Source organism: Variovorax sp. MHTC-1 (assembly GCF_003984645.1).
GTDB lineage: Bacteria > Pseudomonadota > Gammaproteobacteria > Burkholderiales > Burkholderiaceae_C > Variovorax.
On sequence record NZ_RWKI01000003.1, the window covers coordinates 195,190 to 220,662 of the forward strand.

Genomic DNA, 25,473 nt, shown 5'->3' on the forward strand with positions numbered 1-25,473 from the left:
TGCTAGGTGGGCGGCGGTACCTCGCTGCCCTTCTGGCGTTCGCGAAAGAGCGCAGCGCGCATCAGGAAGATGGTCGTGACCGGCGCCGTGAGGGCGACGAGCAGTGCGATCAGCAGCGCGTGCAGAAACAGGCTCGCGCCCTGCACCGAGAAATAGATGATGGTGGCCAGCGTGATGCACCAAACGCCGAGCGTGGCGCCGAGCGTGGGCGCATGGACGCGGCGAAAGAAGGTCGGAAGCCGCACCAGCCCGAAAGAGCCGACGGCGGCGAAGGCCGCGCCCAGCACGGCGAACACCGCGGTCAGGATCTCGGCCCACAGCGGCAGCGGACCCACGATGAAGTCGTTCATTCGATCACCTCGCCGCGCAGCAGGAACTTCGCGAGCGCGGTCGAACCGACGAAGCCGAACAGCGCGACGAGCATCGCCGCCTCGAAGTAGACGTTGCTCGCATAGACGATGCCGAGCACCAGCATCATCAGCATGCCGTTGATATAGAGGCAGTCGAGCGCCATCACGCGGTCTTGCGCGGTGGGGCCGACGAGCAGGCGCGCCAGCGCGCACAGCATGGCCACGGCAAGCAGCAGCAGCGCCAGCTTGAGGGCCCAGAAAAGCACGGGGGTCATGATTCGAAGATCTCCATCAACGGGCGCTCGTAGCGCGACTTGATCGCAGCGACGAAGGCCTCTTCGTCCTCGACGTCGAACACGTGGATCAGGAGGGTCGAGCGGTCGAACGCGATCTCGCCCCAGGCCGTGCCCGGGGTGAGGCACAGGATCATCGCCAGCACCGCCAGCGCGTTGGGATCGCGAAGTTCGAGCGGCACGCGCACGAAGCGCGGCGACATGCCGCTGCCGCGCCGCGTGAGCAGCAGGCGGGTCACGGTCAGGGCCGAATGGAGGAGGTCCAGCATGATGACGCCTGCGAGCCGCAGCGCCAGCCCCGGGCGGCGCATGCGTACCGTGGCCGGCCGCAGGCTCTGGGTCAGCACCGGGACCGCGATCGCGAGGATGGCCGCCAGCAGCAGCGTCGCCGCGTCGAGCGACTGGTTCAGCAGCAGCCACACGGCGAAGAGCGTCAGCGACAGCGGCGGCGAGGGAAGCCAGCGTTTGATCATCGTGCGTCGTCTCCTGCCGGCGCAGCGGGGCCCGGGAGCTTCGGCGTGCCGAGTACGGCCTCGCGGTAGGCGGTCGGCGAACGCAGGCTTTCGGCCGTGGCGGCGGCATGCCGCATCACCGGCTCGGCCGCGAGCGTGAGCGTGAGGCAAGCCGCCAGCAGCGCCGCCACCGGCAGCACTTCGAGCGCGGGCAGCGAGGGCAGGGTGGCATGCGGCTGGGTCCAGAAGTGGCGGATGCCGGTGCGGCTCAAGGCGATCAGCGAAAGAAGACCGGAGAGGATCAGGAGCCCCATGAAGGCCCAGCCCGCCGGCGCGATGACTTGCTCCGAGCCGAGCAGGCCCGAGAGCATCGCGAACTTGCCGACGAAACCCGACAGCGGCGGCAGCCCCGTCAATAGCAGCGTACAGCCGACGAAGCCGAGTCCGAGGAAGGCGACACCGGCCGGAATGGCGCGGCCGTAGAGTGCCTGCGCGTCGTCGTCCAGATTCGCGTTGTCGAGGCCGCTCAAGTCTTCCGAAAGAAAGGGTGCATCGCCGGCCGCCTCGTGCGGCGCGACACTCATGCCGGCATTGCGCCAGCGCTCGATCATGTCGATCAGAAGGAAGAAGGCGCTGGCCGCCAGCGTGGAAGTCAGCAGGTAGTAGAGCGCACCGGCCCAGAGCGCGGGTTGTCCGAGCCCGATGGCGGCCAACAGCGTGCCGGCGGAGATCAGCACGCTGAAACCCGCTAGGTTGGACAGCCGCTGCGTGCCGACGATGCCGAGCGCACCGACGAACAGCGTGGCCAGCCCGATCGCGACCAACGCGCCCTGGCCGAACTGCGCCGAAGTGCCGGTGTCGGGCGCGAAGAGCAGGGTCCAGAGCCTGAGCACCGTGTAGACGCCGAGCTTGGTCAGGAGCGCGAACACCGCGCCCACCGGCGACACGGCGGCGCTGTAGGCCGGCACCAGCCAGAAGTTGAGCGGCCAGGCCCCGGCCTTGGCGAAGAAGGCGGTCGCGAGGATGGCCGCCGCCGCATGGACCAGCCCGCGGTCGGTTGGCGCGAGCTGAGCGATGCGCACGCCGAGGTCGGCCATGTTGAGCGTGCCGGTCACGCCGTAGAGCAGTGCGGCGCCGACGAGAAACAGCGAAGAGGCCGCGAGGTTGATGGCCACGTAGTGCAGGCCGGCCTGGACGCGCAGGCGGCCGGAGCCGTGCAGCAGCAAACCATAGGAGGCGGCGAGCATGACCTCGAAGAAGACGAAGAGGTTGAACAGGTCGCCGGTCAGGAAGGCCCCGTTGAGTCCCATGAGCTGCAGCTGCAGCAGCGGATGGAAGTGCACGCCCGCCCGGTCCCAGCGCGAGGTGGAGTAGATCGAGGCGGCGAAGGCGACGACGCCGGTGAGCGCGACCATCATCGTCGAGAGCCGGTCGGCCACCAGCACGATGCCGAAGGGCGCCTGCCAGTTGCCCGGCAGGTAGACGCCGACCGAGCCCGCGCCGCCGCCGGTGTCGGCGGCGTTGACCCAGCGAAGCAGGGCGAGCGCGGCCAAGAGGCCGATCAGGCCCGAGACCACGCTCAGGAATGACTTGGTGCGCCGGCGCCGTTCGCCCAGGAGCAGCATCAGAGCGGCCGTGAACAAGGGCAGCAGGATCGGCACCGCCACGAGATGCGGCATCCCGAGCTCGAGCAGGTGGTCGAGGAAGCGGGAGATGCCTGTCATTCCTGCGGCGCCTTGCGCTCTTCGCCATCCACGTGGTCGGTGCCGCTGAGCCCGCGCGAGGCCAGCAGCACGACCAGAAACAGCGCGGTCATCGCGAAGCCGATCACGATCGCAGTGAGCACCAGCGCCTGCGGCATCGGATCGGCGGTGTTGGCCAGCGTGGCCGCGAAGCCCGGGATCAGCACCGGTTCGCTGTCGATCTTGACGCGGCCCATGCTGAAGATGAACAGGTTCACCGCATAGGAGATGAGGGTGAGGCCCATGATCACCTGGAAGGTGCGGGGGCGCAGCAACAGGTAGACGCCGGAGCCGGTGAGCACACCGATGGCGATGGCCAGCACGGCTTCCATCAGGCTACGCCCTTCGCATCGGCCGCGGCGCGCTCGGCCTCCTTTTCGGCCTGTTCGTCGGCCCAGCGGTGACTGCGGATGGACTGGTGTGCCAGCGCAGTGAGGATCAGCATGGTCGCGCCCAGTACCAGCGCGAACACGCCGATGTCGAAGAACAGCGCGCTCGGCACATGCACTTCGCCGAGCACCGGCAGATGCAGGTGCGCGGTGTGCGTGGTGAGGAAGGGATAGCCGAACAGCACCGCGCCCGAGCCGGTGGCGAGTGCGAGCAGCAGGCCGGCCGCGATCCAGCGCCGGGGGTAGATGCGCAGGTGCTCTTCCACCCACTCGGCACCGGAGACGATGAACTGCAGCACCAGCGCCACCGACATCACCAGCCCGGCGACGAAGCCGCCGCCCGGCTGGTTGTGGCCGCGCAGGAAGAAGTAGATCGACACCAGCACCGAGAGCGGCAGCAGGAGCCGCACCAGCACGGCCGGCACCATGAGGTAGCCGACGGCGGTGTCCTTGGCGCGGCGCGGGTTCAGCAGGTCGCTGCTGCCGTCGTCGGTCTGCGCGCGCTGCTGCGCGGGCAGGGCCATCGACTCGGGCGCCGGACGGAAGCGGCGCAGCAGCGCATAGACGGCGAGGGCGACGATACCGAGCACGGTGATCTCGCCGAAGGTGTCGAAGCCGCGGAAGTCGACCAGCATCACGTTGACCACGTTCGTGCCGCCGCCCTCGGACAGCGCGCGCTCGAGAAAGAAGGGCGAGATGCTTTGCGGGAAGGACCGCGTCATCACGGTCCAGGCCAGCGCGGCCATGCCGCATCCTGCCGCTGCTGCGATGGCCAGGTCGCGCCCGCGCCGTCCCCAGAGCCGAATCCGCATGCGTGCGGGCTGCGGCTTGGCGGTGCGCATCGGCAGCCAGCGCAGGCCGAGCAGGATCAGCACGGTGGTGACGGTCTCGACCACCAACTGCGTGAGCGCGAGGTCGGGCGCGGAGAACCAGATGTAGGTGGTGCAGCACACCAGGCCCGCGCCGGAGGCGAGCATCAGCGAGGCCAGCCGGTGGAACTTGGCCTGCCAGGCGGCGGCCAGCGCGCAGATGCCGCCGATGACCCAGGTCATCGCGAACATGGGCGAGAAGGGCAGCAGTTCGCGCGTTCCGCGCTCGGCAGGCGTGAGCCATAGCGATGCCGCCGCGCCGGCCACGGCGAGGACGACCAGCAGCAGCAACTGCATCTGCAGGCGCCGCGTCGCGAAGAGGCGCCGGCTGCGCCGGCCGGCCTCGCTGAGGCGCGCGAGCAGGTGCTCGAACATGCGCTGGCCGTCGAAGCGATGTAGCAGCGGCGTGTACTCGAGATCGCCTCGTGCGCGTCCGCGCCGCTGCAGCATGTAGAGTCCTGCGCCGCCCGCGAGCGCGACGAAGCTCATCAGAAGCGGCATGTTGAAGCCGTGCCAGACGGCGAGGCTGTACGCGGGAAGCACGCCGCCGACCACGGGCGTCGCTGCCGTGGCGAGGAAGGCGCCCACCGACCAGGCCGGCGCCACGCCGACCACGAGGCAGATCAGCACCAGTAGCTCGACCGGCACGCGCATCCAGTGCGGCGGCTCGTGCGGCTGCTTCGGCACGTTCGGGCCGGGGCGCGGGCCGAAGAACACGTCAAACACGAAGCGCGCCGAATAGGCCACGCTGAACACGCCGGCCAGCGTCGCGATGACCGGCAGGCTCCAATTGACCCAGGGCGTGGCCCGGATGAACACGGTCTCGGCGAAGAACATCTCCTTGGAGAGGAAGCCGTTGAGCAGCGGCACGCCGGCCATCGATGCGCTGGCGATGATCGCCAGCGTGCCGGTGATCGGCATCAGCCGGAGCAGGCCGCTCAGCTTGCGGATGTCGCGCGTGCCGCTTTCGTGGTCGATGATGCCGGCCGCCATGAACAGCGAGGCCTTGAAGGTGGCATGGTTCATCACGTGGAACACGGCCGCGACGGCGGCCAGCGGGCTGTTGAGCCCGAGCAGCAGCGTGATGAGACCGAGGTGCGAGATGGTCGAGTAAGCGAGCAGCGCCTTGAGATCGCGCTGGAACATCGCGACGTAGCCGCCCAGAAGCAGCGTGACGGCGCCCGCGCCGCTGACGAGCCAGAACCAGGCCTCGGTGCCCGAGAGCACCGGCCACAGGCGCGCCATCAGGAACACGCCCAGCTTCACCATGGTGGCCGAATGCAGGTAGGCCGAGACCGGCGTGGGTGCCGCCATCGCGCGCGGCAGCCAGAAATGGAACGGGAACTGCGCGCTCTTGGTGAATGCGCCGAGCAGCACCAGCACCAGCGCCAGCGGGTAGAGCCGATGCGCGCGAATCTCTTCACCCGAGGCCAGCACCGCGTCGAGCTCGTAGCTGCCCGCGATGCGGCCCAGTACCAGCACGCCCGCCAGCAGGCACAGGCCGCCGGCGCCGGTGACCGTGAGCGCCATGCGCGCGCCGCGCCGCGCGTCGCGCCGGTGGTGCCAATAGCCGATGAGGAGGAAGGAGAACAGGCTGGTGAGCTCCCAGAACAGCACCATCTGAATCAGATTGCCCGAGAGCACCACGCCCACCATCGCGCCCATGAAGGCGAGGAAGAAGGCGAAGAAGCGCGGCACCGGGTCCGAGGGCGACATGTAGTAGCGCGCGTAGAGCACGACCAGCGCGCCGATGCCGAGCACCAGCATGCAGAACAGCCAGGCGAAGCCGTCCATGCGGAACACCAGGTTGAGGCCGAGCGCGGGCAGCCATTCGATCTCTTCGCGGATCACGTTGCCGTCGGCCAGCCGCGGAAAGAGCCATGCCGCCTGCATAGCGCAGCCGAGGGCGACCAGGCCCGCCAGCGTCGACTCCCGGTTGCGCGCGTTCGACGGCAGCAAGGCTGCCAGCACGCTGGCAATGAAGGGGAGTGCGACGAGGAGGACAAGGGGCATCGCGATCGATTCTATCGAGCGCCCCTCGGGCAAAAGCTCTCGAATCAGCCGGTGAACTGCTGCACCGTTCGAATGCCCAGCCAGGTGAGGACCAGCGAGCCGGCGACGTGCAACGCAGCGGTGCCGAGGGCCAGGCCCAGGCGCTCGTTCATGAGCATGGCGACCACTTCTGCCGAGAAGCTGGAGAAGGTGGTGAGGCCGCCGAGGAAACCGGTGATCAGCAGCAGGCGCCAGGCCGGGTCCAGCTGCGGCATCGCCTGGAACGCGGCCACGGCCATGCCGATCAGGTAGCCGCCAATCAGGTTGGACGCGAGCGTTCCGTAGGGGAAGGCGGTGGTCGTGAGCCAGAGGCTCAGGGACCAGCGGCACAGCGCACCGATGGAGGCGCCTGCGCAGATTGCAAGGACGTGCAGCAGCATGCGCGGAAGTATCGCCGCCTCAGGGCGCCATTTGCCGCGGCAGCCAGGTCACCAAGTCGGGGACGAAGTAGATCATCAGCACCGCCGCCACCATCAGCGCGAACATCGGCAGGGTCACGCGCGCGATGTAGAGCAGGTCCTTGCCCGTCATGCCCTGCAGCACGAAGAGATTGAAGCCCACCGGCGGCGTGATCTGCGCCGCCTCGACCACCAGCACGACGAAGATGCCGAACCACAGCGGGTCGATGCCCGCCGCGAGAACCGTCGGCATGACCACGCCCATGGTCAGCACGACCATCGAAATGCCGTCGAGGAAGCAGCCGAGCACGATGTAGAACGCGGCCAGCATCACCACGAGCTGGAACTTCGACAGGCCCAGCGAGCCGATCCATTCGGCGAGGTGGCGCGGCAGGCCGATGTAGCCCATGGCGAGGGTGAGGAAGGCTGCGCCGGCAAGGATCAGCGCCATCATGCAGTACAGGCGGGTGGCGCCCAGCAGCGAATCCTTGAAGGTCTGCCAGCTGAGCGAGCCCTGCGCCGCCGAGATCACCAGCGCGCCGATCACGCCGACGGCGGCAGCCTCGGTGGCGGTGGCAATGCCCGCGTAGATCGAACCCAGTACGGCGAGGATCAGCACCGCGACCGGGATCAGGCTCAGCGATGCGCGCAGCTTGTGCGCGAGGCTCATCGGCGGATCGGGCGGCGGCACGCGCTGCGGATTCAGCAGTGCCCACACCGCGATGTAGCCCGAGAACAGCACGGCCAGCAGGAGGCCGGGCACCACGCCTGCGATGAAGAGCTTCGCAATCGACACGTCGGCGCTCACGCCGTAGACGATCATGATGATCGAGGGTGGGATCAGCAGGCCCAGCGTGCCGGCGCCGGCCAGCGTGCCGATCACCATGTCGTCCGGGTAGCCGCGCCGCTTGAGTTCGGGCAGCGTCATCTTGCCGATGGTCGCGCAGGTGGCGGCGCTCGATCCGGAGACGGCGGCGAAGACGGCGCAGCCCGCCACGTTGCTGTGCAGCAGCCGGCCCGGCAGCCGCTGCATCCAGGGCGCCAGGCCCTTGAACATGTCCTGCGACAGGCGGGTGCGGAAGAGCACCTCGCCCATCCAGAGGAACAGCGGCAGCGCGGTGAGCGTCCAGCCGGAGGCCGAGCCCCAGATGGTCACCGCCATCGCATCGCCCGCGGGACGGGAAGAGAACAGCTGCATGCCGATCCACGCGACGCCCGAGAGCGTGAGGCCGATCCAGACGCCGCTGCCGAGGATGAGGAACAGGCTCGCGATCAGCAGCCCGGCGACGGCGATGTCATTCATGGCGAAGGGCCTCGGTCTCTGTTTTCATCGGCCTGCCGCGCCATTCGATCAAAAACTCGTCCGCGGCGGCGATCGCAAAAATCAGCGCGCCGGCGGCCATGCTCAGCTGCGGTAGCCAAAGCGGCGTGGCGTCGTTGCCGGTCGAGATGTCGTTGTAGGCGTGCGATTGCCACGCGAGCCGCACGCTGTAGAAGGCAAAGAGCGCGGCCAGCAGGGCAGCCGCTCCCGTCGCCCAGCGCTCCAGCCAGCGGCGCGGTCCGTGGTGCAGCCTGCCGAGCAGGAGCGTGACACGGATGTGCTCGCCGCGCTTGAGGGTGTGGGCCAGCGCCAGGAACCCGGCGCCTGCCATCAGGTAGCCGGCGTAGGCGTCGAGCCCCGGGAGGTTGAAGTGCAACTGCCGGCTGACGATGGACAGCAGCACAGCCACCAGCAGACCGACCATGAAAAGCGCCGCCAGGGCGGCGGCGCTGTTGTAGAGGAAGTCGAGCGTCTTGCGCATCCGGGCCACGCGCGCCTACATCTTCTTGTAGGCGTCGACCACAGCCTGGCCTTCGGGGCCGGCCTTGTCCAACCATTCCTTGATCATGGTGTCGCCGATCTTCTTCATGTCGGCCTTGAGCTGGGCCGAAGGCGGGTGAATCGTCATGCCGTTCTTCTTGAGCAGTTCCAAGTACTCGACGTTCTTCTTCTTCGACACTTCCCACCCGCGCTTCTCGGCCTCGGCGCCGGCCTTCAGTAGTCCATCCTGCGTGGCCTTGTCGAGCGCGTCGAAGGCCTTCTTGTTCACCAGGACCGCGTTCTTGGGCAGCCAGGCCTGGGTGTCGTAGAAGTTCTTGATGTACTCGTAGGTCTTGGTGTCGTAGCCGGTCGAGCCGGAGGACATGTAGGACTCGATGACGCCGGTGGCCATCGCCTGTGACAGCTCGGCCTGCTGCACGGTCACGGGCTGGGCGCCGACCAGCTCGCCGATGCGTGCAGTCGCAGGGCTGTAGGCACGCCACTTCACGCCCTTGAGGTCGGCCGCGGAGGCGATCTCCTTCTTGACGAAAATGCCCTGCGGCGGCCAGGCCACCGCGTAGAGCAGCGTCATCCCCTGCTCGGCCAGCTTCTTCTCAAGCGCCGGTTTCTGCGCCTGATATAGCTTCCAGGCGGAGTCGTAGCTGTCGGCCAGGAAGGGGATGCCGTCGGCGCCGAACAGCTGCCACTCGTTCTGGTAATTGACCAGCAGGATCTCGCCCATCTGCGCCTGTCCACTCTGGACGGCACGCTTGATCTCCGGTGCCTTGAAGAGAGCGGCATTCGCATGAACGGTGATCTTGAGCTTGCCGCCGGTCGCTTTGTCGACGTCGCTCGCGAACTGGGTGATGTTCTCGGTGTGGAAATTGGTGGCCGGGTAGGCAGTGGGCAGGTCCCACTTGGTTTGTGCGAACGCTGCTGCGCCGAGGGTCAGGCCAGCGAGGGCGATGCCGAACTTGTGATTCATGGGCTCTCCAGAACGTACGAAAGTGAAAAAGGCGACGAGGAGCATACGTGCAAATATCGGGCCATCGCGTGGGGCTTTTCCCTGCCGTCGGGCGGAGTGGATGCCACGGCGCGAATGAAAAAAGCCGCCCGGAGGCGGCTTCGATCGGCGCCGCGAACCGCGGCGCGAATGGGTCAAGGCTTGGCGTCGGTCTTCTTGGCGGCGCCCTCGGCCTTCTTGGTTTCGGCCTTGGCGCCCTTGGCCGCAGGTGCCGCGGCGCCTGCGAAGCTCTGGCCGTTGACGGTGAGTCCTTCGGCGGACAGCTTGGTGGCTGCCTTCTCCTTCACGCCCTTGACCCGGCTCATGAGGTCCGGCCAGTCCTTGAAGGCGCCTTGCTTGCGCGCTTCGATGATGCGCTTGGAGAGCGCGGGGCCTACGCCCCTGAGCGCATCGAGCTCTGCGTCCGTCGCCTTGTTGACATCGACTGCTGCCCACGAAACGGTCGCAACGAGCATGGCCATGATGGCCAAGATTTTCTTCAGCATCTTGAGATCCCCTGACATTGTTGTGAAGGGATGCCGTGGCACCCCGCCGCACGCGGTATGCGCGCGGCGCGGGTTTCAACGGCGGGTTCTGCGCCGCGGTTGACGCCTCTGCGACGAAGTCAGAATTGATCAGATTTGCTCAGAGTTCTTCGACACGCCGCGGCGGATAGCTGTCCCAGGCCTGGCAGCCGGGGCAATGCCAGAAATGCTGATGGGCTTCGAAGCCGCAGGCTGCGCAGCGGTAGCGCAGCAGCGGCCGCGTGGCCTGGTCGAGCGCGCGCTGTACCTGCGGATGGAACTGCTCGTGCGTCAAGCGCTCGCCCGCCAGCCAGCGTGACGCCGCCACCAGAGAGGGCAGGTGCGCCAGGTGTGCGATGTAGCCGTCGCGCGGCTCCGGCACCGCCGGCGGATTCAACACCGTGTCGTCGGGCAGGACCGGCGCGCCGCCCAAGGCCATGATCGCTTCGAGCACGTCGATCGAGGGCGACTCCGCATAGCGGCGTTGCAACAGGACCAGCGCCTCGCCCGCGCGCTGCGAGGCGGCAGCGGCCTGCTGCAGCATCGCAGCATAAAGAGGCAGTGCCAGCGGCGCGTTTTCGCTGAGGGCGGTGAGCGTTTCGAAGGCCTTGGCGGAGTCGCCGTTGCGCAGTTGCAGCGTGGCGGTGTCGATGGCCGGCCGCGGCGCCTGCGGCGCCAGTGCGACTGCCTGCTCGAGCAACTGTGCCGCAGCATTCAGGTCGCCGGCCGCCACCTGTTCGGCGGACTGCTCGCAGAGGTGGTGGGCCCGGCGCACGCCGTAGCTGGCTTGCTCGGTCTCGTCGAGCTTCTGCGCCACCGCGGCAGCTTGCGCCCATTCGCGCGAGCGCTCGTAGATGGCGAGCAGGGCCAACCGGGCCTCGTTCTCGTAGCGCGTGCCTTCGAGCTTCTGCAGCGCGGCTTCGGCGCGGTCGAGCAGGCCGGCGCGCAGGAAGTCCTGCGCCAGCGCATGCTGCGCGCGGTCGCGGTCGGCGCGGCTCAGGTCGCCGCGGCCCAGCAGGTGCTCGTGCACGCGCACGGCGCGCTGGTATTCGCCGCGGCGGCGGAACAGGTTGCCCAGCGCGAAGTGCAGCTCCTGGGTGTCGGGGTCGTTCTGGACGGCTTCGATGAAAGCGTCGATGGCCTGGTCCTGCTGCTCGTTGAGCAGAAAGTTGAGACCGCGGAAGTAGGCCTTGGGCGCCTGCCGGTTCTCGATGCGCAACTGCCTGAGATCGAAACGCGAGGCCAGCCAGCCGAGGACGAAGGCGAGGGGAAGGCCGAGCAGCAGCCAGCTGAAGTCAAAGTCCATGTTGGCGTACGGCAGGAAGGTCGGTGGCGGGGGCTGCCGGGGCAGGGGCTGCCGTGACCGGCGAGGCCGGCGCCGCGGGCAGCTGGGCTGCGGCGCTGCGGTGCTTCCACCAGCCCGGCAGCATGCCGAGCGCGCCGACCACGAGTCCGCCGGCAAAGGCCGCGAGCACCACCAGCACCAGCGGAGCGCGCCAGTAGGTGCCGAAGAAGAAGTAGACGGTGGCGTCGTGCTGGTTGTTCAGCGCGAAGGCGAAGAGGGTAAAAAAAATGGCTGCCTTGAGCAGCCACAGGAGGTATTTCATGCACGTCCCCGTTGGCGGGGGAATTCTATGCTTCAGGCTTCGCGTTTCTGTGCGTCGAGCTCGGCCGTGCGGGCGTCGACCGCCTCGCGCAGCGCCTTGCCCGGCTTGAAGTGCGGCACCCGCTTTTCGGGAATCTGCACGCTTTCGCCCGAACGCGGATTGCGGCCGATGCGCGGCGGACGCCGGTTCACGGTGAAGCTGCCGAAGCCGCGGATCTCGATGCGGTGCCCGCGCACCAGCGCGTCGCTCATCGCATCAAGAATGGTCTTGACGGCGTATTCGGCGTCGCGGTGCGTCAGTTGAGCGAAGCGCGCCGCCAATTCCTCAACTAGATCTGAACGAGTCATAACAGGCGATAACACGGTGAGGCAAAGCCTCACCGTGTACTTGCTGTTTTTATTTTTCGTTGTTGTCCAGTTTCGCGCGCAGCAGTGCGCCCAGGCTGGTCGTGCCCGCGTTCTCGCGTGCCGACTGCTGGCTCAGGTTGGCCATGGCGCCTTGCTCGTCGACCATGTCCTTCTGCTTGATCGACAGCTGGATGTTGCGGGTCTTGCGATCCACGTTGACCACCACGGCCGTGACTTCGTCGCCTTCCTTGAGCACGTTGCGTGCATCTTCCACGCGGTCGCGGGAGATTTCGCTGGCGCGCAGGTAGCCGATGATGTCGTCACCGAGGTCGATCTCGGCGCCGCGGGCGTCCACGGTCTTAACCTTGCCGGTCACGATCTGGCCCTTGTCGTTCACCGTGGTGAAGGTGGTGAACGGGTCGCTGTCGAGCTGCTTGATGCCGAGGCTGATGCGCTCGCGGTCGACGTCCACTGCGAGCACGATCGCTTCGACTTCCTGGCCCTTCTTGTAGTTGCGCACGGCGGTTTCGCCGGGCTCGTTCCACGAGAGGTCGGAAAGGTGAACCAGGCCGTCGATGCCGGCAGCCAGGCCGACGAACACGCCGAAGTCGGTGATCGACTTGATCGGGCCCTTGACGCGGTCGCCGCGCTTGGTGTTCTGCGCGAATTCCTGCCACGGGTTGGCCTTGCACTGCTTCATGCCCAGGCTGATGCGGCGCTTGTCTTCGTCGATCTCGAGGACCATGACTTCGACTTCGTCGCCCAGCGAAACGATCTTGTTCGGGGCGATGTTCTTGTTGGTCCAGTCCATTTCGGACACGTGCACCAGGCCTTCGATGCCGGGCTCGAGCTCGACGAAGGCGCCGTAGTCGGCAATGTTCGTGACCTTGCCGAACAGGCGCGTGCCTTGCGGATAGCGGCGCGAGACGCCCATCCACGGGTCGTCGCCCATCTGCTTCAGACCCAGCGAGACACGGTTCTTCTCGGTGTCGAACTTGAGGATCTTGGCGGTGATTTCCTGACCGGCCTGCACCACTTCGCTCGGGTGGCGGACGCGGCGCCATGCCATGTCGGTGATGTGCAGCAGGCCGTCGATGCCGCCGAGGTCGACGAACGCGCCGTATTCGGTGATGTTCTTGACGACGCCGCGCACGACTGCGCCTTCCTTCAGGGTCTCCATCAGCTTGGCGCGTTCTTCGCCCATGCTGGCTTCGACCACGGCGCGGCGCGAGAGCACCACGTTGTTGCGCTTGCGATCGAGCTTGATGACCTTGAACTCGAGGGTCTTGTTCTCGTAGGGAGTCAGGTCCTTGATCGGACGCGTGTCGATCAGCGAGCCCGGCAGGAACGCGCGGATGCCGTTGACCAGAACGGTGAGACCGCCCTTGACCTTGCCGCTGGTGGTGCCGGTGACGAAGTCGCCGGATTCGAGTGCCTTCTCGAGGGCGAGCCACGAAGCCAGACGCTTGGCGGTGTCGCGCGAGAGGATGGTGTCGCCGTAGCCGTTTTCAACGCTGCCGATGGCAACGGAAACGAAATCGCCGGCCTGGACTTCGAGTTCGCCCTTGTCGTTCTTGAACTCCTCGATCGGCACGTAGGCTTCGGACTTGAGGCCTGCGTTGACCACGACGTGGTTGTGTTCGACACGCACGACTTCGGCGGTGATGACCTCGCCGGTGCGCATTTCGGAACGCTTCAGGGATTCTTCGAACAGGTCGGCAAAAGATTCAGACATTGAGTTTTCCTTCCGTCACGCGGGGTTCGCAGTCGCAAATGCAATATCGCGGCGACTGGCAGGGTCTGGAGACGGCGGTTGTTGGGCTTGGGGCCCGGTTGAAGTTGAACAACCAGCAAGCCGGTGCGCTGTCGCGCGGCGGGGACCTGCTGGACCGAAACGCCTTTTCAAGACGACTTGAAAGGCTGTACTTCCCGCCACCAGTCCAGCACCAGGTCGACCGATTGCTCGATCGAAAGAAGGGAGTTGTCCAGGAGGCGGGCATCAGGCGCCGGCTTCAGTGGCGCGACGCTGCGGGACGAATCCCGGAGGTCACGCGCTTCCAGGTCGGCGCGAAGACTGTCAATTGTAGTCGAAATACCCTTTGAAATCAATTGCTTATGACGCCGCTCGGCACGCTGGGCGGCGTTCGCGGTCAGGTAGACCTTCAGCGGCGCATCGGGGAAAACGACGGTTCCCATGTCGCGGCCGTCGGCCACCAGGCCGGGCAGGCGCCTGAAGCTCTTCTGCAGCGTCATGAGCGCATCGCGCACGGCCGGCAGCGCCGACACGCGGGAGGCGTCCATGCCGGCGGCTTCGGTGCGGATGGCGTCGCTCACGTCTTCGCCGGCGAGCAGGATCTTGCCCTCGCTGAAGCGAAGGGGCAGGGTGCGGGCGAGCGTGGCGATCTGCCTCTCGTGCGCGGCGTCGGCGCTGAACCCTGCGCGGCGCATCGCCATGCCGGTCACGCGGTAGAGTGAGCCCGAATCGAGATAGTGGTAGCCGAGCCGGTGCGCCAGTTCGAGCGCCAGCGTGCCCTTGCCGGAGGCAGTCGGCCCGTCGACGCAGATCACCGGCACCTCGGCCGCTTCGACCACCGAAAACAGAGTTTCGAAATAGTCGGGGAAGGTCTTGGCGACGCAATGCGGCTCGAGGATGCGCACTTGCAAGCGGGCCGGATTGAAGGCCGCGAGCGAGAAGCACATCGCCACGCGATGGTCGTCGTAAGTACGGATGCTGGCCGCGCGCCAGCCGGCCGCGGCCAGCGGATGCACGCGGATGAAGTCGGGCCCGTCCTCGACCGTGGCGCCCAGCTTGCGCAGCTCGTTGGCCATGGCGTCGATGCGGTCGGTTTCCTTCACGCGCCAGCTCGCGATATTGCGCAGCGTGCAGGGGCCGTCGGCGTAGAGGGCCATCACCGCGAGCGTCATCGCCGCGTCGGGAATGTGGTTGGCGTCGAGATCGACCGCCTTGAGGGGCCAGGCACCGCGCGAGACTTCGAGCCAGTTGGGCCCGCTGTCGACGCGCGCACCCATCTGCCGGGCGGCTTCGGCGAAGCGGATGTCGCCCTGGATGGAGCCGGCGCCGACGCCTTCGATGCGGATGCCGGCGCCGCTTGCGATGGCACCGAGTGCGATGAAATAGCTGGCCGACGACGCGTCGGCCTCGACGTGAATATCGCCCGGGGAACGGTAGCGACTGCCCGCGGGAATCGTGAAGCGCCGCCAACCTTCCCGCCGGACCTCGATGCCGAAGCGTGCCAGCAGGTTGAGCGTGATCTCGATGTAGGGCTTGGAAATCAGTTCGCCGACCACTTCGATGGCGATGTCGCGCCGTTCAGCGGCCAGCGGCAGGGCGAGCAAGAGTGCGGTCAGGAACTGGCTGGAGACGTCGCCGCGCACGCGGATCGGCGCTTCGAGCTGCAGGGCATCGAGGGACACCGGATGGATATGCAGCGGGGGATAGCCGGGGTTACCTGTGTAGTCGATGCGGCAGCCGAGCTGCACCAGCGCGTCGACCAGGTCACCGATCGGCCGCTCGTGCATGCGCGGCACGCCGCGCAGCTCGAAGTCGCCGCCGAGCAGGGCGAGTGCTGCTGTCAGCGGACGCATCGCGGTACCGGCGTTGCCGAGGAACAGCGAGGCACCTGGGGTTTGCAGCTTGCCGTCGATGCCGTCGATGCGCAGTGCATTGCCGCTGCGTTCGATGCGGCAGCCGAGCGCGACGAGCGCATCGAGCATCACCCGGGTGTCGTCCGAATCCAGCAGATCGTGCACCGTGGTCGTGCCCGCGGCGAGCGCCGCCAGCAGCAGTACGCGGTTGGAGATGCTCTTGGAGCCGGGAAGCCTGACGGTACCGCCGGCGGCGGCCAGCGGCGGGATGTCGAGGAAAGGGGTTGTGAACATGATCAGTCGGGCGAAGCGGCCGCGCCCGGCTGCCATTGGCCGCGAACGCGGCTGGCTGCTGCGATCGCGTCTTCCAGGCCCTGCGCATCGCCCGCGCTCATCAAGGCCTCGAATTGCGACAGTGCCGCGCGAAAGGCCTGCGACTGCTGCAATACCTGATCGCGATTGGCCAGCAGGACGTCGCGCCACATGGCCGGATCGCCGGCCGCGATGCGTGTGAAGTCGCGAAAGCCCGGACCGGCCAATTCTAGAAAACGTTGGCCGTCCGGCTGGGCGGTGATCGCATTGGTGAACGCGAATGCGAGCAGGTGCGGCAGGTGGCTGACTGCAGCGAAGGCGCTGTCGTGCGCCTCGGCCGTCATCGTCACGACCTTGGCGCCCACCCCGGTCCAGACCTGGGTCGCGCGCTGCACGTTGGAGCGCCGCGTGGCCTTGATCGGCGTGAGCACGACCTGGCGCCCGGTGTACAGGTTGGCGTCGGCGTGCTCGACGCCGGCGACTTCCTTGCCGGTGATCGGGTGCGCGGGGACGAAGGCGCCGAGCTGGTCCTGCAGGCCGCGCCGCGCGGCCTCGATCACGTCGCTCTTGGTCGAGCCCACGTCCATCACCAGCATCTGGTCGGTGATGCCGTGGCGAATCGCCTTGAAGGTGGCTTCCGATGCTCCGACCGGCACAGCGATCAGCACCAGGTCGGCACCCGACACCGCGAGCAGGGCGGACGGCGCAGCCACGTCGATCACGCCCATCTGGCGCGCGCGTTCCGTGGTCGATGGCGACTTGCTGTAGCCGACTACGCGCTTGACCAGCCGCGCGCGCTTGAGGGCCAGCGCGAAGGAGCCGCCCATCAGGCCGCAGCCGATCAAGCCGAGCTGTTCAAACATGGGCGGCCTCAGGCAGTGACGGGGTAGGCGCCGATGACTTTGTAGAACGCGCAAAGCTTGCGCAGTTCGGCGAGGGCGGCGGCGACATTGGGCTGCGACGGATGGCCGTCGAGGTCGATGTAGAAGTAGTACTCCCACTGGCCGGTGCGCGCCGGCCGCGACTCGAAGCGCGTCATCGACACATTGTTGGTTTTGAGCGGCACCAGCAGGTCGTGGACAGCGCCGGGCCGGTTGGGCACGGAAACCACCAGGCTGGTGCAGTCCTTGCCCGAGGCTGGCGGCATGGCCAGGGTTTGCGGCAAGCAGATGACGGCGAAGCGCGTGCGGTTGTACGAGTCGTCCTGGATCGCGTGGGCCACGATGTGCAGCCCGAAACGGGTGGCAGCCCGCTCGCTTGCGAGGCCAGCCCAGGCCGGATTGCCGGCCGCAAGCCGCGCGCCTTCGGCGTTGCTGGAAACCGCTCGCCGCTCGGCGTTGGGCAGATGCTTGGAGAGCCAAGTCTGGCATTGAGCGAGCGCCTGCGGATGAGCCAGCACCGCTTCGATGCCTTCGAGCTCGTTGCGCGTTCGCAGGAGGTGATGACGCACCAGCAGGCTGACTTCGCCGACCACGTGCGTGGGCGAGTGCAGGAGCAGGTCGAGCGAGCGCGTGACCACGCCTTCGGTGGAGTTCTCGACGCCGACCACGCCGTACTGCGCGCTGCCGGCAGCCGTAGCATGGAAGACCTCGTCGAAGGATGCGCAATAGATCAGGTCGGCCGCGCCGCCGAAGTATTCGATCGCCGCCTGTTCGCAGAAGGTGCCTTCGGGACCGAGCACGGCGACGCGCTGCGGCGATTCGAGGGCCAGACAGGCCGACATGATCTCGCGCCAGATGGCTGCCACGTGCAGCGCCTTGAGCGGCCCGCCGTTGCTCTGCTGCATCTTCTCGATCACCTGCGCTACGCGATCGGGCCGGAAATAGGGCGTGCCCTCGCGCTTCTTGACCTCGCCGACCAGCTCCGCCACGTGCGCGCGGCGGTTCAGCAGGTCGAGCAGTTGCTGGTCGAGCGAATCGATCTGCACGCGCAGATCGGCGAGGCTGGCGGAGTTGTCGGAGGCAGGAGGCTGTGGGGTGGATGCAGTCATCGGTCAGGCACGCATGCGTCTAGGCATGCGACCGCTCGAATTCTCGCATGTAGCCCACGAGCGCCTGCACGCCGGCGAGCGGCATCGCGTTGTAGATACTGGCCCGCATCCCGCCGACCGACTTGTGCCCCTTCAGCTGCAAGAGGCCCGCTTCGCGCGCGCCGGCGAGGAAGGCCTCGTTGCGGCTCTCGTCCTTCAGGAAGAAGGGCACGTTCATGCGCGAGCGGCAGTTGGCGGCGACCTTGTTCTCGTAGAAGGCGGAAGCGTCGATGAAGCCGTAGAGGAGCTGCGCCTTCGCGATGTTGCGTTGCTCCATCGCCTCGACGCCGCGGAGCTCGCCCTCTGTCTGCTGCAGCAGCCACTGGAAGGTCAGCCCGGCGACGTAGATGCCCCAGGTCGGCGGCGTGTTGTACATCGACTTGTTCTCCGCCACCGTCTTGTAGTTGAAGGCGCTGGGGCAGATGTCGAGCGCGCGTCCCAGCAGGTCGTCGCGCACGATCACGATCGTGAGGCCGGCCGGGCCGAGGTTCTTCTGGGCTCCACCGAAGGCAACGCCCACGCGGCGCCAGTCGACCGTCCGCGAGGCGACATGCGAAGAGAAATCGATGACGAGCGGCGCGTCGCTGCCCAACGCAGCGAGATCGGGCAGATCCTGGAACTCGATGCCGTGGATCGTTTCGTTGGAGCAGATGTGCACGTACGACGCGTCGCGCGCGAGCTCCCAGCTCGCCGGATCGGGCAGCCGCGTGTGCTGGCTGTCGGCATTGGACGCGGCGACGTTCGCCTTGCAGTAGCGCTGCGCTTCCTTCAGCGACTTGGCGCTCCAGCTTCCGGTGATCACGAAGTCGGCGCTGGCGCCGCGCGACAGGTTCATCGGCACGATCGCGTTCTCGCCGAGGCCGCCGCCCTGCATGAAGAGGACGTGGAAGTGCGCCGGCACCGCAAGCAGCGCCCGGAAGTCGGCTTCGGCCTGCGCGCAGATCGCGCCGAACTCCTTGCCGCGATGGCTCATCTCCATCACGCTCATGCCGCTGCCTTGCCAGTCCAGCATCTCGGCGGCGGCGCGTTGCAGCACCGCCTCCGGCATCGCGGCCGGGCCGGCGGAGAAGTTGTACGGGCGCGGACCCTGCGTCACTTCTTGGCGGGCGCCTTGGGCGCAGGCTTGGCCGGTGCTGCCGCGCCGTTGCCGGTCGGGGCACCCAGTGCCTTGGCAACGTTCGTGTCGAGCGTACGCATCTTCGGTTCGATGCTCGTGCGGGTCTCGGCCACCAGCTTTTCGGTGAGTGCGGTCTGCATCTTCGGATTGAGTTCCTGGTACTTCTTGCTCAGGGGCGAGTTGATCCAGGCCAGCAGCTGGCGAAGTTCTTCGTCGCTGAAGTTGTCGCGCAGGATCGGACCCAGGGCATCCGGCGCCAGCGCCACAGCCTTGTCGCGCACGATGGGGTAAGCCTCGTCGAAGTACTTCTTGAGCTCGGCGTCGGCGGCCTTCGCGGCGGCTTCGCGCTTCTCTGCCGGTACCTGCGTCTGCAGATACTGGGAACCCGCCTGCGCGATGGGGGCGCTGGATTGCTCGACCAGTCCGCGCGCCAGCGCTTCGATGCCGGGGCGCTGCAGATCGATGAACTGCTTGACCATCGCGGCCTTGTCCTGCGCCATCGCCATCGAGCTGCCGGCGAGCGCGATCGTCAGGAGCGCGAGTTTGAGTTTTTTCACTGAGGGTTCTCCGTTGAAGATGATGAGGAAGTGTCGTCGGCGCCGGGTTCGTTCTCCCCGTTCGCGTCGTTCTCGACGATGCGCTGCAGCCCGCTGAGCTTGGCGCCGTCGTCGAGCCCGATCAGCGTGACGCCTTGCGTCGCACGCCCGAGTTCGCGGATTTCGGAGACACGGGTGCGTACGAGGACGCCCTTGTCGGTGATGAGCATGATCTCGTCGTCGGCATGCACGAGAGTCGCGGCCACGACCTTGCCGTTGCGCTCACTTTGCTGAATCGCGATCATGCCCTTGGTTCCCCGGCCATGACGCGTGTACTCGGTAATGCTTGTGCGTTTTCCGTAACCATTTTCTGTCGCGGTCAGGACGCTCTGCTCCTCGTCCTCCGCGACCAGCATGGCGATCACGCCCTGGCCGTCCTCGAGCGTCATGCCGCGCACGCCGCGTGCGTTGCGGCCCATCGGACGCACGTCGTTCTCGTCGAAGCGCACGGCCTTGCCGCCGTCGGAGAACAGCATCACGTCGTGCGCGCCGTCGGTCAGCGCGGCGCCGATCAGGTAGTCGCCCGGGTCGAGATCCACCGCGATGATGCCGGCCTTGCGCGGGTTGCTGAACTCGTCGAGCGCAGTCTTCTTGACCGTGCCCATCGAGGTCGCCATGAACACGTACTGGTTGGCCGGGAAGGTGCGCTTCTCGCCCGTGAGGGGCAGCACGACGTTGATCTTCTCGCCTTCCTGCAGCGGGAACATGTTGACGATCGGGCGTCCGCGCGAACCGCGCGATCCGGCGGGCACTTCCCACACCTTGAGCCAATACAGCCGGCCCCGGTTGGAAAAGCACAGGATGTAGTCGTGCGTATTGGCGATGAAGAGCTGGTCGATCCAGTCGTCTTCCTTGGTCGCCGTGGCCTGCTTGCCGCGTCCGCCGCGTTTCTGCGCCCTGTACTCGCCCAGCGGCTGGCTCTTGATGTAGCCGCTGTGCGAGAGGGTCACGACCATATCGGTGGGCGTGATCAGGTCTTCGGTCGAAAGGTCGAAGGCGCTGTGCTCGACCTGGCTGCGGCGCACGCCGACCTTGCTCTGGCCGAACTCCTGCTTGAGGGTGGCGAGCTCGTCGCCGATGATCGTCGACACGCGCTCGGGCTTGGCCAGGATGTCCAGCAGATCGTCGATCTCGGCCATCACTTCCTTGTATTCGGCGACGATCTTGTCCTGCTCCAGACCGGTCAGGCGCTGCAGGCGCATCTGCAGGATTTCCTGGGCCTGCGTGTCCGAGAGGCGGTAGAGGCCGTCGGTGCCCATGCCGTACTCGATCTCGAGTCCGTCGGGGCGGTAGTCGTCGGCGTTGATGACGCCGCCATCCGCGCGCGTGCGGGTGAGCATCTCGCGCACCAGCTTGCTGTCCCAGGGGCGATTCATCAGCTCGGCCTTGGCGACCGGCGGCGTCGGCGCGTTGCGGATGATGGCGATGAAGTCGTCGATGTTGGCGAGCGCGACGGCCAGGCCCTCGAGCACGTGGCCGCGTTCGCGCGCCTTGCGCAGCGTGAACACCGTGCGGCGCGTCACGACCTCGCGGCGGTGCTGCAGGAAGACCTGGATCAAATCCTTGAGGTTGCACAGCTTCGGCTGGCCGTCCACCAGCGCCACCATGTTGATGCCGAAGGTGTCCTGCAGCTGGGTCTGCTTGTAGAGGTTGTTGAGCACCACTTCGGGCACTTCGCCGCGCTTGAGCTCGATCACCAGCCGCATGCCCGACTTGTCGGACTCGTCCTGAATGTGGCTGATGCCTTCGATCTTCTTCTCGTGCACCAGCTCGGCCATGCGCTCCTGCAGCGTCTTCTTGTTGACCTGGTAGGGCAGCTCGTCGACGATGATCGCCTGCCGTTGGCCGCGATCGATGTCCTCGAAGTGGCACTTCGCCCGCATCACGACCTTGCCGCGGCCGGTGCGATAGCCGTCCTTGATGCCGTTGATGCCGTAGATGATCCCGGCGGTGGGGAAGTCGGGCGCCGGGATGATCTCCATGAGATCGTCGATGCTGGCGTCCGGGCGGCGCAGCAGGTGGAGGCAGCCGTCGACAACCTCGTTCAGGTTGTGCGGCGGGATGTTGGTCGCCATGCCGACCGCGATGCCGCCCGAGCCATTGACCAGCAAATTCGGCAGCTTGCTGGGTAACACCAAAGGCTCCTTTTCGGAGCCGTCGTAATTCGGGCCGAAATCGACGGTTTCCTTGTCGATATCGGCCAGCATTTCATGCGCGATCTTCGCGAGCCGAATTTCCGTGTAGCGCATCGCGGCCGCGTTGTCGCCATCGACCGATCCGAAATTGCCTTGGCCGTCGACAAGCATGTGGCGCATCGAGAAGTCCTGCGCCAGCCGCACGATGGTGTCGTAGACCGACTGGTCGCCGTGCGGGTGGTACTTGCCGATCACGTCGCCGACGATGCGGGCCGACTTCTTGTACGGCCGGTTCCAGTCGTTGTTGAGCTCATGCATCGCGTACAGCACGCGCCGATGCACCGGCTTGAGGCCATCCCTCGCGTCGGGAAGGGCACGCCCCACGATCACGCTCATCGCGTAATCAAGATAGCTGCGGCGCATTTCCTCTTCGAGGCTGATGGGTAGAGTTTCTTTGGCGAACGAGGTCATGGGCAGCAGGCTGACAGCAAGGGGCCGAATTTTACGCCGCGGAGGGTGTCGCACCGCCGCAACACAAGGCCGGTATTCCGCCTCCGTCCTACGTTTCAGGGGCGCCTCGCGGGCGGTTTGCCAAAGACCCTATGGCACAATCGCCTCAACGTTTTGGGTGGTGGTCACTTAAAGCGTCCTTGATTCGCAGCGCGGCTGCGGCTTTTTCCCCAAGAGGAGAACCATGAAGAAACTGAATAAAGTGGCGATGATGTTTGCAGTCGCTGCGCTCGCCACTGCCGCCGGCGCGCAGACCCGCGTCACCGCCGCGAACGGTGGCCCCGTGATCGACAACTGGCAAAACGGCACTAGCGAACTGGTCTGGAAAAACGGCACCAACGAACTGTGCTGGCGCAATGCCAACTGGACGCCCGCCACGGCTGCCGCTGGTTGCGACGGCGCGCTCGTTCCGGTTGCACCGCCCGCCGCTGTGACTCCGGCTGCTCCGGCTCCCGCTCCTGCTCCTGCTGCTCCGGCCGTCGCCGCTTCGAAGGTCACCTTCGCTGCTGACGCATTCTTCGACTTCGACAAGTCGGTTCTCAAGCCTGAAGGCCGCGCCAAGCTGGACGACCTGGTCTCGAAGATCCGTGACGTGAACCTCGAAGTCATCATCGCCGTCGGCCATACCGACTCGATCGGCACCGATGCCTACAACCAGCGCCTGTCGGTTCGCCGCGCTGAAGCCGTCAAGGCCTACCTGGTCTCGAAGGGCATCGAACGCAACCGCGTCTACACCGAAGGCAAGGGCGAGAAGCAACCGGTCGCCGACAACAAGACCCGTGAAGGTCGCGCCAAGAACCGCCGCGTGGAAATCGAAGTGGTCGGTACCCGCGCCAACCGTTGATTCGCAAGAATCTCCAAAACAAACCCCGCTCCGGCGGGGTTTTTTTATGATCGATCGCATTGCGATTCACGCAGCACATTGCAGGTAACCGGTTCGGGGAATTCGCGCCGTTTCATAATCCGCATATGACCGATACCGTGAATGCCGATCCGGCAGAACTCGCCAAATTTTCCGAACTCGCGCACCGCTGGTGGGATCTGGAAAGCGAATTCCGGCCGCTGCACGAAATTAATCCACTGCGTCTGGAGTGGATCGAAAGCATTGCACCGATTGCAGGATGCAAGGTGCTCGACGTGGGTTGCGGTGGCGGGATTCTGGCCGACTCGATGGCGCGGAGAGGCGCCGACGTTCTGGGCATCGATCTCGCTGACAAGGCTCTCAAGGTCGCCCAGCTGCACGCGCTCGAAGCAGCGACGCGTGGCGTGAAGTACCGCGAAATCAGCGTCGAAGCGCTGGCTGCCGAGCAGCCCGAGAGCTTCGACGTCGTCACCTGCATGGAAATGCTCGAGCACGTGCCCCAGCCCGCCTCCGTCGTGAAGGCCTGCGCCCAGCTTGTCAAGCCCGGCGGATGGGTGTTCTTCTCTACCATTCATCGGAATCTGAAGTCCTTCCTGTTCGCGATCGTCGGCGCCGAATACGTGCTGGGCATGCTGCCCCGGGGCACGCACGAGTATCAGAAGCTGATCCGGCCGAGCGAGCTGGCCGCGCATTGCCGCGCTGCAAACCTCGAGCTGCGCCACACGCGCGGCCTGGAGCACAACCCGGTGACGCGGCGCTACTGGCTCAGCGACGACACCAGCGTCAATTACATGTTTGCGACCCGCAAACCATCGGTGCCCCAGTCATGATGGGGGGCGATGCGACACAGGCCGTCCTGTTCGACCTGGACGGCACGCTGATCGACAGCGCTCCGGATTTGGGCGCGGCGGCCGATCAGATGCGCACGGATCGGGGCCTGGCCTCGCTCCCACTGGAGCGCTATCGCCCCATGGCCGGCGCTGGTGCGCGCGGGATGCTGGGCGTTGCTTTCGGCATCACACCCGATGCGCCGGAGTTCGCGCCGCTGCGCGAGGAGTTCTTCGTCAATTACGAGACCCGGATGCTGCGCGACACGCAGGTCTTCGAAGGCGTGGCCGAACTGATCGAGGCGCTATGCGCGCGGGGGCTGCAATGGGGCGTGGTCACCAACAAATCGGTTCGCTTCACCGGTCCCCTGACACGCGCGCTACCGCTGTTCGGCACGGCGCGCGCGATCGTTAGCGGCGACACGACGCCATACGCCAAACCACATCCCGAGCCCCTGTTCGAGGCGGCGCGACAGCTGGGCGTGCCGCCCGCTCGTTGCATCTATGTGGGCGACGACCACCGGGACATCATGGCCGGCCGGGCCGCGGGGATGGGAACGGTGGCCGCCGCCTACGGCTACATGGGCGCGGAGGTGGATGTGACGCTGTGGCAGGCCGATGCCGCCATCGCATCGCCCATGGAGCTCTTGCAACTACTCAAACCGGCCTAAAATGTGTCGCTTGGGGCTGCACTGGTTTCGACGTGGGTTCGGAATCGCAGCGGGGCATGTCGAGCTGAATGCGCTCGTAAAACAGATTCAAACAAACTAACTGCAAACGACGAACGTTTCGCACTCGCCGCTTAATTGCCGGTGAGCTTTGCAACAGCAGGCCGATGGGCTGGGCAAGGGGGCGCTAGAGCAATCTGACGCCTCCCGGCTGCAAAGATAATCTACATTGGCTGGCTCCGATCCGGGTACCTTGGGTCGGAGCGAGAACATAGGGTGCTGGCGGCCGGTGTAGCGTGCGACTGCGCGACACCGGTGGCGAGACCTAAATCAGATCGCTAAACATGTAGATCTGCGCGACGAAGGCTTGCGGACGGGGGTTCAAATCCCCCCAGCTCCACCATCCAAGACAACCCGCGCCAATGAAAGACCATTGGCGCCGGGCTTCCCTGACTGTCCTGAGCCGCCACACATTGGCGTTCGGTTCGCACCTAGATCGCACGCAGGACCGCGGACATTCGCACGCGGGTTCACTCCGGTTTGATGGCCGCCATGAGGGCAGCCTGCACATCTTCGCTGGGGATGCCGTCCCACACGTAGAACGCCTCGCCGCCGCCCGTCGATCCCGAGGAGAGGTGGGCTGCTGCCGGTTTCAAAGACACCTTGTTAAGGTGGAAGATGAAACCGGAGGGGTGGTTCATGGGAACGAGAAGGCAATTCAGCCGAGAGTTCAAGCCTGAAGCAGTCAAGCTGGTGGAGGAACGGGGTGTGGCGGTGGTGCAAGCTGCGCGCGACCTCATGTGCACGAGAACGTGCTGCGCAAGTGGATGCGCGAGGCGACTGCTGACCCGCTGCAGGCTTCCCCGGTCAGGGGGTGATGAAGCCCGAGCAGGCCGAGATTGAGCGGTTGAAGAAAGAGAATGCCAAGCTCGGGATGGAGCGCGACCCCGAGCTTCGTGGAAAGCTGTAGAAATGAAGCCTTGA

25 protein-coding genes, 1 other RNA gene and 1 pseudogene are annotated in these 25,473 nt (G+C 66.3%); 5 read left to right on the forward strand and 22 right to left on the reverse strand.

Translation table 11 applies throughout. From position 1 onward, the window contains the following. Window positions 1–2 precede the first annotated feature (2 nt). The 21 genes from mnhG to gyrA form a co-directional block, all read right to left on the reverse strand. Window positions 3–350: a monovalent cation/H(+) antiporter subunit G gene (mnhG, locus tag EJI01_RS06675; protein WP_126836346.1), complete on the reverse strand. Its 348-nt coding sequence runs from the start codon at window positions 348–350 to the stop codon at window positions 3–5. Further along, complete coding sequence (locus EJI01_RS06680; RefSeq protein WP_126836347.1) at window positions 347–625, reverse strand: K+/H+ antiporter subunit F; 279 nt, start codon at window positions 623–625, stop codon at window positions 347–349. The genes mnhG and EJI01_RS06680 overlap by 4 nt, the downstream gene beginning before the upstream one ends. Further along, complete coding sequence (locus tag EJI01_RS06685; protein WP_126836571.1) at window positions 622–1,113, reverse strand: Na+/H+ antiporter subunit E; 492 nt, start codon at window positions 1,111–1,113, stop codon at window positions 622–624. Before EJI01_RS06685 ends, EJI01_RS06680 begins: the two co-directional genes overlap by 4 nt. Next, window positions 1,113–2,819, reverse strand: coding sequence for a monovalent cation/H+ antiporter subunit D (locus tag EJI01_RS06690; RefSeq protein ID WP_126836348.1), 1,707 nt, complete (start codon window positions 2,817–2,819; stop codon window positions 1,113–1,115). Before EJI01_RS06690 ends, EJI01_RS06685 begins: the two co-directional genes overlap by 1 nt. Further along, window positions 2,816–3,169 carry a Na+/H+ antiporter subunit C gene (locus EJI01_RS06695; RefSeq protein WP_126836349.1) on the reverse strand — a complete coding sequence of 118 codons (354 nt, stop codon included), beginning with the start codon at window positions 3,167–3,169 and terminating at the stop codon, window positions 2,816–2,818. The genes EJI01_RS06690 and EJI01_RS06695 overlap by 4 nt, the downstream gene beginning before the upstream one ends. Beyond that, complete coding sequence (locus EJI01_RS06700) at window positions 3,169–6,108, reverse strand: monovalent cation/H+ antiporter subunit A (protein WP_126836350.1); 2,940 nt, start codon at window positions 6,106–6,108, stop codon at window positions 3,169–3,171. Before EJI01_RS06700 ends, EJI01_RS06695 begins: the two co-directional genes overlap by 1 nt. Before the next feature lie 44 nt (window positions 6,109–6,152). Further along, a complete protein-coding gene (crcB, locus tag EJI01_RS06705; RefSeq protein WP_185878845.1) occupies window positions 6,153–6,527 on the reverse strand; it encodes a fluoride efflux transporter CrcB in 375 nt (124 codons plus the stop codon). A gap of 19 nt (window positions 6,528–6,546) precedes the next feature. Continuing rightward, window positions 6,547–7,848, reverse strand: coding sequence for a TRAP transporter large permease (locus tag EJI01_RS06710; protein ID WP_126836351.1), 1,302 nt, complete (start codon window positions 7,846–7,848; stop codon window positions 6,547–6,549). Next, complete coding sequence (locus EJI01_RS06715) at window positions 7,841–8,347, reverse strand: TRAP transporter small permease (RefSeq protein WP_126836352.1); 507 nt, start codon at window positions 8,345–8,347, stop codon at window positions 7,841–7,843. Before EJI01_RS06715 ends, EJI01_RS06710 begins: the two co-directional genes overlap by 8 nt. 15 nt (window positions 8,348–8,362) lie before the next feature. Next, window positions 8,363–9,331 (reverse strand): TRAP transporter substrate-binding protein, encoded by a 969-nt coding sequence (locus EJI01_RS06720; protein WP_126836353.1) that lies wholly within the window; start codon window positions 9,329–9,331, stop codon window positions 8,363–8,365. Window positions 9,332–9,504: 173 nt separating this feature from the next. Further along, a complete protein-coding gene (locus EJI01_RS06725; RefSeq protein ID WP_126836354.1) occupies window positions 9,505–9,855 on the reverse strand; it encodes a ComEA family DNA-binding protein in 351 nt (116 codons plus the stop codon). Between the two features lie 139 nt (window positions 9,856–9,994). Continuing rightward, on the reverse strand, window positions 9,995–11,179 hold the full coding sequence (gene lapB / locus EJI01_RS06730) for a lipopolysaccharide assembly protein LapB (RefSeq protein WP_126836355.1): 1,185 nt from the start codon (window positions 11,177–11,179) through the stop codon (window positions 9,995–9,997). Next, complete coding sequence (locus tag EJI01_RS06735) at window positions 11,169–11,480, reverse strand: lipopolysaccharide assembly LapA domain-containing protein (RefSeq protein WP_126836356.1); 312 nt, start codon at window positions 11,478–11,480, stop codon at window positions 11,169–11,171. Before EJI01_RS06735 ends, lapB begins: the two co-directional genes overlap by 11 nt. A 32-nt stretch (window positions 11,481–11,512) precedes the next feature. After that, a complete protein-coding gene (locus tag EJI01_RS06740; protein WP_093103101.1) occupies window positions 11,513–11,827 on the reverse strand; it encodes an integration host factor subunit beta in 315 nt (104 codons plus the stop codon). A 49-nt stretch (window positions 11,828–11,876) separates the two neighbouring features. Beyond that, window positions 11,877–13,562, reverse strand: coding sequence for a 30S ribosomal protein S1 (rpsA, locus tag EJI01_RS06745; protein WP_126836357.1), 1,686 nt, complete (start codon window positions 13,560–13,562; stop codon window positions 11,877–11,879). Between the two features lie 167 nt (window positions 13,563–13,729). Then, on the reverse strand, window positions 13,730–15,727 hold the full coding sequence (locus EJI01_RS06750) for a bifunctional 3-phosphoshikimate 1-carboxyvinyltransferase/cytidylate kinase (RefSeq protein WP_126836358.1): 1,998 nt from the start codon (window positions 15,725–15,727) through the stop codon (window positions 13,730–13,732). Window positions 15,728–15,729: 2 nt separating this feature from the next. Next, window positions 15,730–16,608 carry a prephenate dehydrogenase gene (locus EJI01_RS06755; RefSeq protein WP_126836359.1) on the reverse strand — a complete coding sequence of 293 codons (879 nt, stop codon included), beginning with the start codon at window positions 16,606–16,608 and terminating at the stop codon, window positions 15,730–15,732. Window positions 16,609–16,616: 8 nt separating this feature from the next. Beyond that, window positions 16,617–17,735, reverse strand: coding sequence for a prephenate dehydratase (pheA, locus tag EJI01_RS06760; RefSeq protein WP_126836360.1), 1,119 nt, complete (start codon window positions 17,733–17,735; stop codon window positions 16,617–16,619). A gap of 19 nt (window positions 17,736–17,754) precedes the next feature. After that, complete coding sequence (serC, locus tag EJI01_RS06765) at window positions 17,755–18,870, reverse strand: 3-phosphoserine/phosphohydroxythreonine transaminase (protein WP_409513933.1); 1,116 nt, start codon at window positions 18,868–18,870, stop codon at window positions 17,755–17,757. Beyond that, on the reverse strand, window positions 18,867–19,448 hold the full coding sequence (locus tag EJI01_RS06770; RefSeq protein WP_126836361.1) for a DUF2059 domain-containing protein: 582 nt from the start codon (window positions 19,446–19,448) through the stop codon (window positions 18,867–18,869). Before EJI01_RS06770 ends, serC begins: the two co-directional genes overlap by 4 nt. Beyond that, window positions 19,445–22,093 (reverse strand): DNA gyrase subunit A, encoded by a 2,649-nt coding sequence (gyrA, locus tag EJI01_RS06775; RefSeq protein ID WP_126836362.1) that lies wholly within the window; start codon window positions 22,091–22,093, stop codon window positions 19,445–19,447. The genes EJI01_RS06770 and gyrA overlap by 4 nt, the downstream gene beginning before the upstream one ends. Window positions 22,094–22,316: 223 nt before the next feature. On the opposite strand from gyrA, the gene ompA reads away from it, so the two are divergent. The 4 genes from ompA to ssrA all read left to right on the forward strand — a co-directional run bounded on the left by ompA (window position 22,317) and on the right by ssrA (window position 24,892). Then, the gene (gene ompA, locus EJI01_RS06780; protein WP_126836363.1) at window positions 22,317–22,976 is read left to right on the forward strand and encodes an outer membrane protein OmpA; all 660 of its coding nucleotides are present in this window, start codon (window positions 22,317–22,319) and stop codon (window positions 22,974–22,976) included. Between the two features lie 125 nt (window positions 22,977–23,101). Beyond that, a complete protein-coding gene (ubiG, locus tag EJI01_RS06785; protein ID WP_126836364.1) occupies window positions 23,102–23,824 on the forward strand; it encodes a bifunctional 2-polyprenyl-6-hydroxyphenol methylase/3-demethylubiquinol 3-O-methyltransferase UbiG in 723 nt (240 codons plus the stop codon). Continuing rightward, entirely contained in the window at window positions 23,824–24,492 is a 669-nt protein-coding gene (locus EJI01_RS06790; protein ID WP_126836574.1) for an HAD family hydrolase, read from the forward strand. The genes ubiG and EJI01_RS06790 overlap by 1 nt, the downstream gene beginning before the upstream one ends. Window positions 24,493–24,504: 12 nt before the next feature. Beyond that, window positions 24,505–24,892, forward strand: a transfer-messenger RNA (tmRNA) gene (gene ssrA, locus EJI01_RS06795). A 127-nt stretch (window positions 24,893–25,019) separates the two neighbouring features. Here the strand turns inward: ssrA and EJI01_RS28700 are convergent. Further along, window positions 25,020–25,190, reverse strand: coding sequence for a hypothetical protein (locus EJI01_RS28700; protein ID WP_185878846.1), 171 nt, complete (start codon window positions 25,188–25,190; stop codon window positions 25,020–25,022). Between EJI01_RS28700 and EJI01_RS06800 the strand changes: the two are divergent. After that, window positions 25,189–25,453: pseudogene (locus EJI01_RS06800) on the forward strand (transposase); the annotation flags it as partial. The gene EJI01_RS28700 and the pseudogene EJI01_RS06800 overlap by 2 nt on opposite strands. Window positions 25,454–25,473 lie beyond the last annotated feature (20 nt).